Origin of the sequence: Kocuria sp. CPCC 205263 (assembly GCF_040981075.1) — a bacterium.
In the GTDB taxonomy this organism is placed as follows: Bacteria; Actinomycetota; Actinomycetes; order Actinomycetales; family Micrococcaceae; genus Kocuria; species Kocuria rosea.
Window position 1 is genome coordinate 395,943 of record NZ_JAVKPV010000002.1, and the last position, 12,934, is coordinate 408,876.

Below are 12,934 nucleotides of genomic sequence, written 5' to 3' on the forward strand. Positions count from 1 at the left end.
GCGGGCACGAGAGGAGTCAGCCATGGTCGCCCGTCAGGACCTCACCACCGACGAGGACCTCAAGGCCCAGCTGCTGCTGGTGCGCCGGGGCACGGCGTTCTGGTCCCGCAAGGTCAACGAGCTCGCCGACGACGAGCTCGACGGACCCTCGCTGCTGCCCGGCTGGTCCCGGCGGCACGTCATCGCCCACGTCGGCTACAACGCCCGCGCCCTGACCCGGCTCGTGCAGTGGGCCAACACCGGGGTGGAGACCCCGATGTACTCCTCCCCTCAGGCCCGCAACCAGGAGATCGCCTATGGGGCGACCCTGCCGGCCCGGGCGCTGCGCCACCTCGACGACCACGCCTCGGTGTCGCTGAACGTCGAGTGGCGGGACACCCCGGAGGCGGCGTGGGGCCACGAGGTGCGGACCGCCCAGGGCAGGACCGTGCCGGCCACGGAGACCGTCTGGATGCGCAACCGCGAGGTCTGGATCCACGCGGTCGACCTCGACAACGGGGCCCGCTTCTCGGACGTCCCGGCCGAGGTCCTGACCCGGCTGCTGAAGGACGTGACCGGCAACTGGGCGGGACAGGACAAGGACCCCGGGCTGCGGATCCAGGTCTCCGACGCCCCGGAGCTCGGTGAGCTCGGGGCCGGAGCCGGCCAGGACGCGGGGATCCTGGTGCGCGGGGACCTGGCCGCGGTCGCGCAGTGGGCCTCCGGGCGCGGCGGGGCCCGCCTCGAGGTCGGCGCCGACGTGGCGAACCCGCGCTGGATCTGACCCGCGCCGGCCGGCGCAGGGCTCCGGGGAGCACCCCGGGGCCCTGCGCCGCTGCCGTCCGTGAGAGAATTCCCCGGTGATGGACACCCGTACCGAGAACCACCCCGCCCGGCTCGACCTGCCGCCGCTGCACCTGGGCGAGCTCACGATCGACGTCCCCGTGGTGCTGGCGCCGATGGCCGGGGTCACCAACAAGGCGTTCCGCCGGCTGTGCCGCGAGTACGGCGGCGGCCTGTACGTCACCGAGATGGTCACGGCCCGCGCCCTCGTGGAACGCCGGCCTGAGTCGATGCGGATCATCGACCACGACCCGGACGAGACGCCCCGCTCCATCCAGATCTACGGCGTGGACGCCGTCCACGTCGGGCAGGCCGTGCGGATGGTCGTCGAGGAGGACCGGGCCGACCACATCGACCTGAACTTCGGCTGCCCCGTCCCCAAGGTCACCAAGCGCGGCGGCGGCTCCGCCCTGCCCTGGAAGACCGACCTGTTCACCGCGATCGTGCGCACGGCCGTCCAGGAGGCCTCCCGCGGGAACGTCCCCGTGACGGTCAAGATGCGCAAGGGCATCGACGACGGGCACCTCACCTTCCTGGAGGCCGGCCGGATCGCCCGCGACAGCGGCGTCGCGGCCGTGGCCCTGCACGGGCGCACCCTCGAGCAGCACTACTCGGGGACCGCGGACTGGGACGCCATCGCGCAGCTGCGCGAGGCCCTGCCGGACGTGCCCGTGCTCGGCAACGGGGACATCTGGAGCGCCGAGGACGCCGTGCGCATGGTCGAGCAGACCGGCGTGGACGGCGTGGTCGTCGGCCGCGGCTGCCAGGGCCGGCCCTGGCTCTTCGGGGACCTGCAGGCCGCCTTCGAGGGCCGCCCCGACCGCTTCCGCCCCGGGGTGGACCAGGTCGCCCGCACCATCTACCGCCACGCCGAGCTGCTCGTGGAGATGTTCGGCGACGAGGCCAAGGGGCTGCGCGACATCCGCAAGCACGTCGCCTGGTACTTCAAGGGGTATCCGGTGGGCGGTGAGCTGCGCGCCAGGATGGCCCAGGTGCCGGACCTCGCGACCCTGCGCGAGCTGCTGGACGAGCTCGACCTGTCCCTCGGCTACCCGGGCGAGGCGGTCGAGGGCCCGCGGGGCCGCGCCGGCTCCCCGAAGAAGCCGCACCTGCCGGACGGCTGGCTGGGCTCCCGCGAGCTGGGGGACGCCGAGCGGCTGGGGCTGGTCGCGGCGGAGCTCGACGTCTCCGGCGGCTGAGCCGTCCCCACCACACGGAAAGGACCGGGCATGCCCCACACGTCCATCGAGATCGACCGCACCGGCGCGCCCGCCCCGGGCTACGAGGCCCGCGACGTCGCGCGCTGGGTGGCGGAGGACCACCACAACAAGTACCGCTCCGACTTCGAGCGGGACCGCGCCCGGATCCTGCACTCCTCGGGGCTGCGGCGGCTGGCGGCCAAGACCCAGGTCGTCTCCCCGGACACCGACGACTTCGTGCGCAACCGTCTGACCCACTCCCTCGAGGTCGCCCAGATCGGCCGGGAGCTGGGCCGGATGCTCGGCTGCGACCCCGACGTCGTCGACGCCGCCTGCCTCTCCCACGACCTCGGCCACCCGCCGTTCGGGCACAACGGGGAGGCGGCCCTGCACCGGCTGACCCAGCACATCGGCGGCTTCGAGGGCAACGCGCAGACCCTGCGCCTGCTGACCCGGCTCGAGCCCAAGGTGCTCGACGACGACGGGCGGCCCGCCGGCCTGAACCTCACCCGCGCCGTGCTGGACGCCGTGTGCAAGTACCCGTGGGAGGCCCACGAGGCGCCGCTGCGCCCGGACGGGACCAGGTCCCCGAAGTTCGGGGTCTACACGGACGACCTGCCGGTGTTCGCGTGGCTGCGCGACGGCGCCCCGGCGCGCACCAAGTGCCTCGAGGCACAGGTCATGGATCTCTCGGACGACATCTCCTACTCCGTGCACGACGTCGAGGACGCGATCGCCTCCGGGCTCGTGCAGCTGGGCTGGCTCGCCGACACCACCCAGCGGGACCGGGTGCTCGAGCTCACCCGGCGCTGGTACCTGCCCGAGGCCGCGCCGGAGTCCCTCGACGCCGCCCTGACCCGCCTCGAGGACTCGTCCCTGTGGGTCCGGGAGATGGACGGGTCCCGCAAGGACCTCGCCCGGCTGAAGAACATGACGAGCCAGCTCATCGGCCGCTTCGCGATGTCCGCGGTCGGCGCCACCCGGGACATCTACGGCGAGGACCCGCTGACCCGCTACGACGCCCAGCTCGTGGTGCCGGAGGGGACCACGGAGGAGATCGGCGTGCTCAAGGGCATCGCCACGACCTACGTCATCACGGTGCGCGACGCCCAGCCGATCTACGACAACCAGCAGGAGGTGCTCTCGATCCTGGTGGGGGCGCTGATGGACTCCGACGGCCGCTTCCTCTCGCCCGCCTTCACCGCCGACTGGCACGACCTCGGCGACGGGCCGGGCACGGAGGCCGCCCGCCTGCGCCTCGTCGTGGACCAGATCGCGTCCCTCACCGACCTGTCCGCCGTGTCCCTGCACGACCGGATCCGCGGCACCCACTGGCGGGTGGGGGACAAGCCGCTCTGGTGAGCCACCCCACCGGGGCGGCGACCGATCCCGTTCAATGACTGTGCGCTGGGTCGCACGCGGTGCCGCTCCCTAGACTCGGCGCGTTTGTGCTCCTCCTCACAAAGGTCTGATCGTCATGGAAAACTCCACCGGACCCGCCCCGCAGGCCGCGTCCCCCTCCTCCCCGGGCGCCCGGCCCGTCCTCCGCTCCCGGGCGTGGGTGGCGCCGCTGTGCTGGATCGCGGTGCTGCTGGACGGCTTCGACGCCGTGGTCCTGGGCGCGGTGCTGCCGTCCATGCTCGAGAACAACGAGCTCGGGATGACCACCGCGCAGGGAACCGCCGTGGCCACCGTCGGCCTCGTGGGCATGATGATCGGCGCGCTGACCATGGGCTACCTCACCGACCGGCTCGGCCGCCGCAAGATGCTCATCGGCGCCGTGATCATGTTCTCCCTGCTGACCTTCGCCGCGGCGTTCTCCCCGAGCGTGTTCGTCTTCGGCCTGCTGCGCTTCCTCGCCGGCCTGGGCCTGGGCGGGTGCCTGCCCACCGCCATCGCGATGGTCACCGAGTTCGCCCGCCTCGGCCGCGGCTCCAACGCCACGACCCTGGTGATGACCGGCTACCACGTGGGCGCGGTGCTCACCGCGGCGCTCGCCATCGTCGTCGTCGTCCAGTTCGGCTGGCAGGAGATGTTCGTCCTGGGCTCCCTGCCGGCGCTCGTCCTCGTGCCCCTCATGCTCGTGTTCCTCCCCGAGTCCCCCTCGTTCCTCGCGTCCAAGGGGCGGATGGCCGAGGCGCGCGCCGTGGCGGCGCACTACGGCGTGCACCTCGAGCACCACACCGCCGAGGAGCAGGCGGAGACGGTCGGCGCCACCATGCTGCTCTCCACCGGATGGCGCCGGAACTCGATCGCCATCTGGGTCGCCTCCTTCATGGGCCTGCTGCTCGTCTACGGCCTCAACACCTGGCTGCCGCAGATCATGCGGGCGGCCGACTACGACCTCGGCAACTCCCTCGGCTTCCTGCTGATCCTGAACGTGGGCGCCATCGCGGGGCTGGCGGTCGCCGGCCGGGTGGCCGACCGGATCACCCCGCGCGTAGCGGGCATCATCTGGTTCCTCGGCTCGGCCGCGCTGCTCGCGGCCCTGGCGATCAAGCTGCCGCTGCTCGGGATCTACGCCATGGTCTTCGTCACCGGTTGCTTCGTGTTCTCCTCCCAGGTGCTCGTCTACGCGTTCACCGCCGCCAACCACCCGCCGCGCGTGCGCGCCACGGCGCTGGGCATGTCCGCCGGGGTCGGCCGGCTCGGGGCGATCTCGGGCCCGATCATCGGGGGCACCCTGCTGACCGCGGGCCTGGCCTACCCGTGGGGCTTCTTCGCCTTCGCCGCGGTGGGTGCCCTGGGCGGGCTCGCCCTGACCGGCACCCGGACCCGGCAGGACCTGCGGGAACGCTCCCGCTGAGCCGCTGACGGCTCCCGCTCCACGGGCCGCCCCGGGCCGCACGGTGATCCACCGCGCGGCCCGGGGCGGCCCTCCGCCGTCCGGCCGCGCGCCTAGACTGGCGGTGTGGCAGGACTGATCAGACGCGAGGACATCGACGAGGTGCGGGCGCGCACCGACATCAAGGAGATCGTCGACGGCTACGTCACCCTCAAGAGCGCCGGCATCGGCTCCTGGAAGGGGCTCTGCCCGTTCCACGACGAGCGCACCCCGTCCTTCCACGTGCGGCCGCAGATGGGCACCTACCACTGCTTCGGCTGCGACGAGTCCGGGGACGTCATCTCGTTCCTCATGACGATGGACCACACCACCTTCTCCGAGACCGTGGAGAAGCTCGCGGCCCGGGTGGGCTACGAGCTGCACTACGAGCAGGGCTCCGGGCCGAACAAGGAGGAGGTCGGCCGCCGCCAGCGCCTGCTGGACGCGCACAAGGTCGCCGCGGAGTTCTTCCAGCGCAACCTCTACACCCGCCAGGCCGCCCCCGCCCAGCAGTTCCTGGGCGAGCGGGGCTTCGACGGCGAGGCGGCCCGGCGCTACGGCGTGGGCTACGCGCCCCGCGGCTGGGACCACCTCCTCAAGCACCTGCGGGAGCGCGGCTTCACGGACCAGGAGCTCAAGCTCACCGGGATGTTCTCCGAGGGCAACCGCGGGCTCTACGACCGGTTCCGCGGCCGGCTCGTCTGGCCCATCCGCGCGGTCGCCGGCGAGGTCATCGGCTTCGGCGCCCGCAAGCTCCACGACGACGACCAGGGCCCGAAGTACCTCAACACCCCCGAGACCGCCCTGTACAAGAAGTCCCAGGTGCTCTACGGCATCGACCTCGCGAAGCGGGAGATCGCCAGGCAGCGGCGCCTCGTCGTCGTCGAGGGCTACACCGACGTCATGGCCTGCCACCTCGCGGGCGTGACCACGGCGGTGGCCACGTGCGGCACCGCCTTCGGGGCCGAGCACATCAAGATCGTCCGGCGGTTCCTCTCCGATGACGGCGGTGGGGGAGAGGTGGTCTTCACCTTCGACGGCGACGCCGCCGGGCAGAAGGCCGCCCTGCGCGCGTTCGAGGAGGACCAGAAGTTCGTGGCGCAGACCTACGTGGCGGTCGAGCCCCACGGCATGGACCCGTGCGACCTCCGGCTCGCCCGCGGGGACGCCGCCGTGGCCGAGCTCGTGGAGAACCGCCGCCCCCTGTTCGAGTTCGCGATCCGGGCGACGCTGAAGAACTTCGACCTGGACACCATCGAGGGCCGCATCCGGGCGATGCGCGCCTGCGCGCCCATCGTGGCGCGGATCCGCGACCGCTCCCTGCGCCCCGCCTACGCGCGGCAGCTCGCGGGCTGGCTCGGGCTCGAGCCGGCGGAGGTCCAGCGGGCCGTCGACGCCGCCGGCCGCGCCCAGCGGGAGGAGGCCCCTGCGCTGCACCGGCCGGCGGAGCCGGAAGCCTCCGGGCCCGCCCCGGTCGAGCTGCCCGACCCGCGCGAGCCCGTGGCCCGGATGGAGCGCGAGGCCCTCGAAACCGTCATCCAGTGCCCGGACCTGATGCTCGCGCGGCACTGGGAGGAGTTCGGGCTCAGCGCCTTCCGCTACCCCGTGCACGGGGCCGTGCACGACGCCGTGCTCGCCGCGCGCGCCGAGCTCCTCAGCGACGGGTCCGCCGTGCCGAGCGGACAGGCCTGGGTGGACGGGGTGCGCGGACACCTCCCTGAGCCGCTGCACGGCTACCTCGCCGAGCTCGCCGTGACCCCGCTGCCGGCCACCACGCAGCAGCAGCTGGAGCGCTACACCGCGGACATCCTCAACCGCCTCTTCGAGCTGCAGATCAACCGGCGGAAGTCGGACCGGCTGGCGGAGCTCCAGCGCACGGATCCCACCGGGCAGCGCGAGCGCTACCAGGAGCTCCAGCGGGAGCTGCTGGAGCTGGAGATGCAGCGGCGCGGCCTCCGCCAGGACTGACGCCACCGGGCGGAACCGGATTTGTCGAAGCCCGGTGGGAACGGTAAAGTGATGGCTCGTTGCACGTCCGCGTGCACGGTCCCCCGTAGCTCAATTGGCAGAGCATTCGACTGTTAATCGAAGGGTTACTGGTTCGAGTCCAGTCGGGGGAGCAGCACAGGAGGCCCTCACCAGCGGAAACGCCGGTGGGGGCCTCCGTCGTCCCCGGGCGGACGCCGTCGTCGCGCCGGCGCGTCGAGCGTCAGCCGGTGACGCTGATCCGGACCCCCTCCGAGGGGGCGGGCACGTCGAAGACGGCCGTGTAATTGAGGACGGCGGTCCAGACCGCCACCCGCACGTCGCTCTCCGACATGTCGGGCGGGTGGTGGGACACTGTCACGGCCCACTCCTGGCCGTCGAACAGCATCTCGACGGAGGTGACGGTGACGCCGCGGGCGGCGAGCGCGCCGACGACACCGGCCCGGACGAGGGACTCGGCGGGATGGGCCCGGGGGATGGCGGTCATGGTGGTCGTCCTTCCGGCAGGAGCCCCGATCGGGGCTCCCTTCCATTGACCCGCATCCGGTCGCAGAAGTAATGCCCGCTCTTTGCCCGACAGGGCAGAAGCGGCGGGAAACGGGCTGCCCGCCCCGCTCCGAGGTACGCGCAGGTCATATGGAATCCTTATGTTCCTCCTAGCGAGGACGGAAGTCCGGGGCGCATCATGAGTCCAGGGCGGTCCCGGACGAGTCGAGATCCTGGACGCACCGGACCGCATCCTCGGCGGGCTTCCGGACGAGGCTCGACATCTCAGGGGGAACCATGCGTTGGTCGGCCAGGACAGCCGGACCCGCCTCGTCCCGGGACCGGAGCGCCGCGGGGAAGCCGTCGAGGCGTCTGACCGGCGTCGACGCGGCCCGCGGTCTGGCGCTCATCGGTCTCATGTCCGTCCACGTCCTGCCGTCCTCCGACGACGAGACCGGCGAGCCGACCTGGTCGCACCTCCTCTTCTCCGGGGACTCGGCGGCGCTGTTCGCGCTGCTGGCGGGCGTGGGGCTCGCCCTGTCCACCGGTGGAACCCGCCCGCACGGAGGCCGGGAGCTGGGCGCGGACCGTGCGGCGCTCGTGGTGCGGGCGGTGCTGATCGCGGTGCTGGGACTGGCCATCGGATCCCTGCTGGCCGACGACCTGCCGGCGGACAACATCCTGATCTACTACGGCGTGTTCTTCCTCCTGGCCGTTCCCTTCCTGCGCGCGGGCCCGAAGCCGCTGTTCGGCTCGGCTGCGGTCTTCCTGCTCGTGGCTCCGGTGCTCATGCAGTCGCTGCGCGACGCACTGCCCGAGCCCGTCGCCGACAACCCCGCGTTCGGGGAGCTGCTGACGGAGCCGGGGGCGACGGCGGCCCAGCTGCTTCTGACCGGCACCTATCCGGCGCTCGCCTACCTGACCTATCTGCTGGCCGGCATGGGGCTCGGCCGGCTCGATCTGCGGAGGAGGGCGACCCAGCTGCGCCTGCTGGCGGCCGGCGTGGGTCTGTCGGTCTGCGCGCAGGCGGCCTCGTACGTCCTGCTCCACGGCCTCGGCGGCTACGAACGGCTGCTGGCCTCCTCGTCAGGGGACGCGGAGGAACTGGACGAGGTCCTGGTCTGGGGCGAGGACTGGCTGGCCACCGACACCTGGTGGTCGCTCGCCGTCGACGCGCCGCACACCAACACCCCCCTGGCCATCGCGGTCAGCCTGGGCACGGGCATGGCCGTCCTGGGCACCTTCCTGCTGATCTCCCGCGTGGTCGGGGCCTGGCTGCTGCCGCTGTCCGCGATGGGCTCGATGACCCTGAGCCTGTACACCGCGCACCTGGTCGTCCTGTCGTTCGAGGTCCACGAGGACCGGCCCCATCTGTGGCTCGCCGTCCAGCTCGTGTCGGCGGTCCTGTTCGCCGTGGCGTGGCAGCGGACCATGGGGCAGGGGCCGCTGGAGCGGGCGCTCGGCGCCGTGACGAAGAGTGCCCGGCGACGGTTCCTCGCGGCGTCCTCCGGAACCCGGCGCGACTAGGGGCTCCGCCTCCGCGGGATCCGACCGCCGGGTGTACGGAACAGTAGTTCCGATTCGTGACCGTACCGCGTCCGGAACGTCACCGTTTGCTATTGAGTCCCTTGTCAGAAGCGAATTAAGCTGAACTCACCTTATTCACCAAGGGGGAACACAGTGAAAACTCTGGAAAAGCTGGTAGCGAGTGTGGCCGTGGCGGGACTGCTGCTCGGGGGAGCAGGACCGGCGCTCGCTGACGGCAAGGACGATCGCAAGGGCGACGACAAGGGGCACAGCAAGAAGGACGAGCGCAAGAACGGCGAGGTCGACGTCGTCGTCAAGTACAAGCACCGCGGCGACTGGAAGACGAAGCGCTACGAGGACAAGAGCCTCGAGAAGGCTGCGTCCATCGCCAAGGAGAAGTGCCACGGGGGCAACTGGCGCGAGTACTACAGGGACGCCCGCCAGGTCGACCGCACCGGCAAGTCGGACAAGGTCTGCCAGAAGAAGTACGTGAGGGTGTACTTCGAGCAGGACGAGGACCGGCGCTGGGACAAGGACAAGGACAAGGGCGACAAGGGCAAGGACCGGGGCGGGAAGGATTAGCACGGGATCCGATCCCGACGCACCGACGGGAGGGCCCGTCCGGGGAACCGGACGGGCCCTCCCGCACGTCCCGGCAGGTCACGTCGCGGCCCCGTGCGCGCCCGCCGGCGGCGTCCCCGATGGTAGCTTGGTGCTCAGTCCACGTACTTTTCTCATCATCAACGGAGGCGGGCATGAGTCATTCGGTAGGCCCCAGCACGGGCGGGGCGTCGGGAGCGGGGTCGGAGCACTCCGACCCCGGATCGGCGTCGATCCTCGATGTCGTCAAGGTCTTCGCCAGGCTGCTGCCCAAGCAGCTCAAGGACGAGGCGCAGCTCGCCAAGCTCGAGCTCACGGAGAAGGCGAAGACGCTGGGCAAGGGCGCGGCCTTCGTCGTCGTCGGCCTCGTGTTCCTGCTGCTCGCCACGATCGCCCTGGTCGGTGCGGCGATCGCGGGTCTGTCGCAGATCATGCCGGCCTGGCTGGCGGCCCTGCTGCTCGCCGTGCTGTTCCTGATCATCCTGGCCGTCGCGGCGCTCATCGGGGTGTCCACCATCAAGAAGGCCCTTCCGCTCGTGCCGCGCAAGGCGCTCTTCGGGATCAAGTACGACCTCGGCGTGGTCAAGGAGGGCTCCGCCTACACCGAGAGCCGCGTCCAGCGCGAGGAGCAGCTGGCCCGCGAGCGCAAGGAGCAGGAGAAGCGGGAGGCCGCGCAGGACCCGGCCCAGCAGAAGCCCCCGGCGCCCACCGAGGAGCAGCTGCGGCACCGGCTCAAGCTGCGCCGCGAGCACCTCAAGACGCTGCGCGACGACGTGCAGGGCCGTGCGGAGACCATCCAGTCCACCACCAAGGGCTTCGTGGACCGCACCAGCCGCACCGTGAAGACCACCCCGAAGGACGTGAAGGGCCTGCTCGCCCAGGGCGGTGCGAAGTCCCGCTCGACCTCCGGCTCGTCCGCCGGGTCCGGCCTCGGCGAGCGGTGGCAGCCGCTCACGGTGCTGGCCGTGGCGGGGAGCGCGTTCGTCGTCTTCCTCCGCAAGCTGTTCCGGTGACGTCGCCGTCCATGGGTTCCCCGTGGACGAGCGCACCGGTCGAGGGCCCGGAAGCCACAGGCTTCCGGGCCTTCCCCGTGCGTTCACCGGGTGTCCACGTGCCCCGGGCCGGACAGGCGGGCCGGCTCGATAGACTCCCGGGCGTGACGACAGATCGGTGGGTGCCATGAGCCAGTGGTTGGCGGTCGCCCTGGCGCTGCTCTCGGCCGTGTGCCTGGCCGTCGGGACGCAGCAGCAGGGCAGTGCCGTGGCGGACGTCGCGCGGGGACGGCTGCGCCTGCGCAGCATCCCGGTCCTGCTGCGCCGTCCCCGCTGGCTGCTGGGGCTCACCCTGCTGGGCCTCGGCACCGGCCTCAACGTCACCGCCCTGGGGCTCGCCACCGTGACGGTGGTCCAGCCGATCGGCGTGGTGGCCCTGGTGATCACCACATTGCTGCACGCACGGCACCGCCGGCTGCGGATCAACCGGCGCACCTGGACGGCGATCGGACTGTGCACCGCGGGCGGGGCGATCTTCGTGACGTGCGCCGTGGCGGCGACCGACCCCGCCCGGGGCATCTCGCGCTGGGCCGAGCACACCGTGGTGGTCATGCTCGTGGTGCTGATCTGCGTCCTGGGGGTCTCCGCGGCGATGTTCGGCCGCAGCCTGGGCGGGACGTTCTACGTGGTGGGCGCCGGCATCCTCTACGGATTCGTGGCGGTGCTCGTGCGGCTGACCCTGATCCGCATCCAGGGCAGCGCCGGGACGCCTCTGGACGACGTCAACTGGCTGGCCGCGGGCACCGCCGTCGTCGCCGCCGTGCTGGGCGGGTGGTTCGTGCAGACGGCCTTCGCGTCGGGTCCGCCGGACCTCGTGATCGCGGGGCTGACCGTGATCGACCCCATGGTGGGCGTGCTCCTGGGGCTGCTGGTCCTGGGCGAGGCGGTGCCGGGCTTCTCCGTCCCGGTCGGGATGCTCATGGCCGCGGGAGGCGGCGTTGCTATAGTCGGGGTCGCCGTGCTCTCGCAGCACCACCCGGAGGTGCTCGAGCGCCGCGCCGAACTCGCACGGCAGGACCGGGCGCAGCCCCCCACGGGCTCCGCCGCACGGCGCCCCGCAGCATCCGACCGCCCCGCGGCATCCGACCGACCCGCACACGACCGACCGGGAAGACACGCTTGAGCGCCCACACCGCCTCCGCCGCACGCCCCCTGACCGTCCTCCTGGGCGCCGAGACCTACCCCCCGGACGTCAACGGGGCCGCGCAGTTCGGGCACCGTCTGGCCCGGGGCCTGCACGAGCAGGGCCACCGGGTGCACGTCCTGTGCGCACGGCCGGACCCCGGGCCGTCGTACCGGGCCGAGGACGACGGCGTGGTCGAGCACCGGCTCCGCTCCCACCGGGCCTTCACCCACCCGTACTTCCGCCTGTGCTTCCCGTGGCAGGTCGCCGGGGAGATCCGCCGCGTGCTGGACGAGGTGCGCCCCGACGTCGTCCACGTCCAGTGCCACTACATCCTCGGCCGGATGCTGGTGCGGGAGGCCCGGCGGCGGGGCATCCGCACCGTGGCCACCAACCACTTCGTCCCCGAGAACCTGGAGCCGTTCCTGCCGTTCCCGGCATGGGTGCTGAACCGCTACCGCGCGGTCTCGTGGCGGGACATGGTGCGGGTGCTCGGCGCCTGCGACGTGGTGACCGCACCCACCCCGCTCGCGGTGGAGGCCATGCGCCGCAACGGCTTCCCCGACACCGTGCTCGCCGTGTCCAACGGGATCCGGATCGCCGACTACGAGGCCCACGACGGCGAGCGGCGGCAGCCGGCCGCGCACCCGACCGTCCTGTTCACCGGCCGGCTCGCGGTGGAGAAGAACGTGGACGTGCTCATCGAGGCGCTCTCCGTGCTGCCCGCCGAGCTCGACGCCCACCTGGAGATCGTGGGCGACGGCGAGCAGCGGCCCGCGCTCGAGAAGCTGGCGCGGGCCCTGGGGGTCGCCCACCGGGTCCGTTTCCTGGGCTACGTCCCGGACGAGGACCTGCGCGCGGCCTATCTGCGGGCCGACGTGTTCTGCCAGCCGGGCACGGCCGAGCTCCAGTCGCTGGTCACCCTCGAGGCGATGGCGGCGTCCCGGCCCGTGGTCCTGGCCGACGCGCGGGCCCTGCCGCACCTGGCCGAGGACGGCGTCAACGGCTGGCTCTTCGCCCCCGGCGACGCCCAGGACCTGGCGCGCAAGCTCGCCCTCGTCCTGGGCGCCCCGCCCGAGGAGCGCGCCCGGATGGGCCGGGAGAGCCGCCGCAAGGTCGCGCGGCACAGCTTCCCGCGGACCCTGGAGACGTTCCTGCGGCTCTACCGCGGCGAGCACCCGGAGTCCGTGCGCACTCCTGCTCCGGGAGCGTGCGAGCACCAGGAGCCCGCGCGCGCCCCTGTCGCGGGCCCGCGACGGATTCGGACCAGGCTGGCCTCGCTCGTGCGGTAACGTGGTGCTGCGCCGCCGGGCCC

At 72.3% G+C, this 12,934-nt stretch carries 11 protein-coding genes and 1 tRNA gene; 11 read left to right on the forward strand and 1 reads right to left on the reverse strand.

Features of this window, described 5'->3' with window-relative positions; translation table 11 throughout:
• Positions 1–22 precede the first annotated feature (22 nt).
• The 6 genes from RF647_RS04200 to RF647_RS04225 all read left to right on the forward strand — a co-directional run bounded on the left by RF647_RS04200 (position 23) and on the right by RF647_RS04225 (position 6,965).
• The gene (locus RF647_RS04200; protein WP_368810644.1) at positions 23–763 is read left to right on the forward strand and encodes a maleylpyruvate isomerase family mycothiol-dependent enzyme; all 741 of its coding nucleotides are present in this window, start codon (positions 23–25) and stop codon (positions 761–763) included.
• A gap of 79 nt (positions 764–842) precedes the next feature.
• Positions 843–2,021 (forward strand): tRNA dihydrouridine synthase DusB, encoded by a 1,179-nt coding sequence (gene dusB, locus RF647_RS04205; RefSeq protein ID WP_368810722.1) that lies wholly within the window; start codon positions 843–845, stop codon positions 2,019–2,021.
• Between the two features lie 30 nt (positions 2,022–2,051).
• The gene (locus RF647_RS04210; RefSeq protein ID WP_017834111.1) at positions 2,052–3,383 is read left to right on the forward strand and encodes a deoxyguanosinetriphosphate triphosphohydrolase; all 1,332 of its coding nucleotides are present in this window, start codon (positions 2,052–2,054) and stop codon (positions 3,381–3,383) included.
• 115 nt (positions 3,384–3,498) lie between these two features.
• Positions 3,499–4,827 (forward strand): MFS transporter, encoded by a 1,329-nt coding sequence (locus tag RF647_RS04215; RefSeq protein ID WP_368810645.1) that lies wholly within the window; start codon positions 3,499–3,501, stop codon positions 4,825–4,827.
• A gap of 105 nt (positions 4,828–4,932) precedes the next feature.
• Complete coding sequence (gene dnaG / locus RF647_RS04220) at positions 4,933–6,813, forward strand: DNA primase (protein ID WP_368810646.1); 1,881 nt, start codon at positions 4,933–4,935, stop codon at positions 6,811–6,813.
• A 79-nt stretch (positions 6,814–6,892) separates the two neighbouring features.
• A tRNA-Asn gene (locus RF647_RS04225) sits at positions 6,893–6,965 on the forward strand.
• A gap of 89 nt (positions 6,966–7,054) precedes the next feature.
• Here RF647_RS04225 and RF647_RS04230 read toward each other — a convergent pair.
• Positions 7,055–7,318, reverse strand: coding sequence for a hypothetical protein (locus RF647_RS04230; RefSeq protein WP_284562451.1), 264 nt, complete (start codon positions 7,316–7,318; stop codon positions 7,055–7,057).
• Positions 7,319–7,614: 296 nt separating this feature from the next.
• On the opposite strand from RF647_RS04230, the gene RF647_RS04235 reads away from it, so the two are divergent.
• The 5 genes from RF647_RS04235 (at position 7,615) to RF647_RS04255 (ending at position 12,911) form a co-directional block, all read left to right on the forward strand.
• Positions 7,615–8,844, forward strand: a complete 1,230-nt coding sequence (locus tag RF647_RS04235; RefSeq protein ID WP_368810647.1) for a heparan-alpha-glucosaminide N-acetyltransferase domain-containing protein — start codon at positions 7,615–7,617, stop codon at positions 8,842–8,844.
• 153 nt (positions 8,845–8,997) lie between these two features.
• The gene (locus RF647_RS04240) at positions 8,998–9,426 is read left to right on the forward strand and encodes a hypothetical protein (RefSeq protein ID WP_368810648.1); all 429 of its coding nucleotides are present in this window, start codon (positions 8,998–9,000) and stop codon (positions 9,424–9,426) included.
• 173 nt (positions 9,427–9,599) lie between these two features.
• Entirely contained in the window at positions 9,600–10,457 is an 858-nt protein-coding gene (locus RF647_RS04245) for a phage holin family protein (protein WP_368810649.1), read from the forward strand.
• Between the two features lie 166 nt (positions 10,458–10,623).
• A complete protein-coding gene (locus tag RF647_RS04250; protein ID WP_368810650.1) occupies positions 10,624–11,619 on the forward strand; it encodes a DMT family transporter in 996 nt (331 codons plus the stop codon).
• Positions 11,616–12,911, forward strand: coding sequence for a glycosyltransferase (locus tag RF647_RS04255; protein ID WP_368810651.1), 1,296 nt, complete (start codon positions 11,616–11,618; stop codon positions 12,909–12,911). Before RF647_RS04250 ends, RF647_RS04255 begins: the two co-directional genes overlap by 4 nt.
• Positions 12,912–12,934 lie beyond the last annotated feature (23 nt).

What these genes read in the sequence shown, in the direction of transcription:
- RF647_RS04245 (WP_368810649.1), top strand. Translation starts at nt 9,600, where the DNA reads ATGAGTCATTCGGTAGGCCCCAGCACGGGCGGGGCGTCGGGAGCGGGG.
- RF647_RS04250 (WP_368810650.1), top strand. Translation starts at nt 10,624, where the DNA reads ATGAGCCAGTGGTTGGCGGTCGCCCTGGCGCTGCTCTCGGCCGTGTGC.
- RF647_RS04230 (WP_284562451.1), bottom strand. Translation starts at nt 7,318, where the DNA reads ATGACCGCCATCCCCCGGGCCCATCCCGCCGAGTCCCTCGTCCGGGCC.
- dusB (WP_368810722.1), top strand. Translation starts at nt 843, where the DNA reads ATGGACACCCGTACCGAGAACCACCCCGCCCGGCTCGACCTGCCGCCG.
- RF647_RS04200 (WP_368810644.1), top strand. Translation starts at nt 23, where the DNA reads ATGGTCGCCCGTCAGGACCTCACCACCGACGAGGACCTCAAGGCCCAG.
- RF647_RS04215 (WP_368810645.1), top strand. Translation starts at nt 3,499, where the DNA reads ATGGAAAACTCCACCGGACCCGCCCCGCAGGCCGCGTCCCCCTCCTCC.
- RF647_RS04210 (WP_017834111.1), top strand. Translation starts at nt 2,052, where the DNA reads ATGCCCCACACGTCCATCGAGATCGACCGCACCGGCGCGCCCGCCCCG.
- RF647_RS04235 (WP_368810647.1), top strand. Translation starts at nt 7,615, where the DNA reads ATGCGTTGGTCGGCCAGGACAGCCGGACCCGCCTCGTCCCGGGACCGG.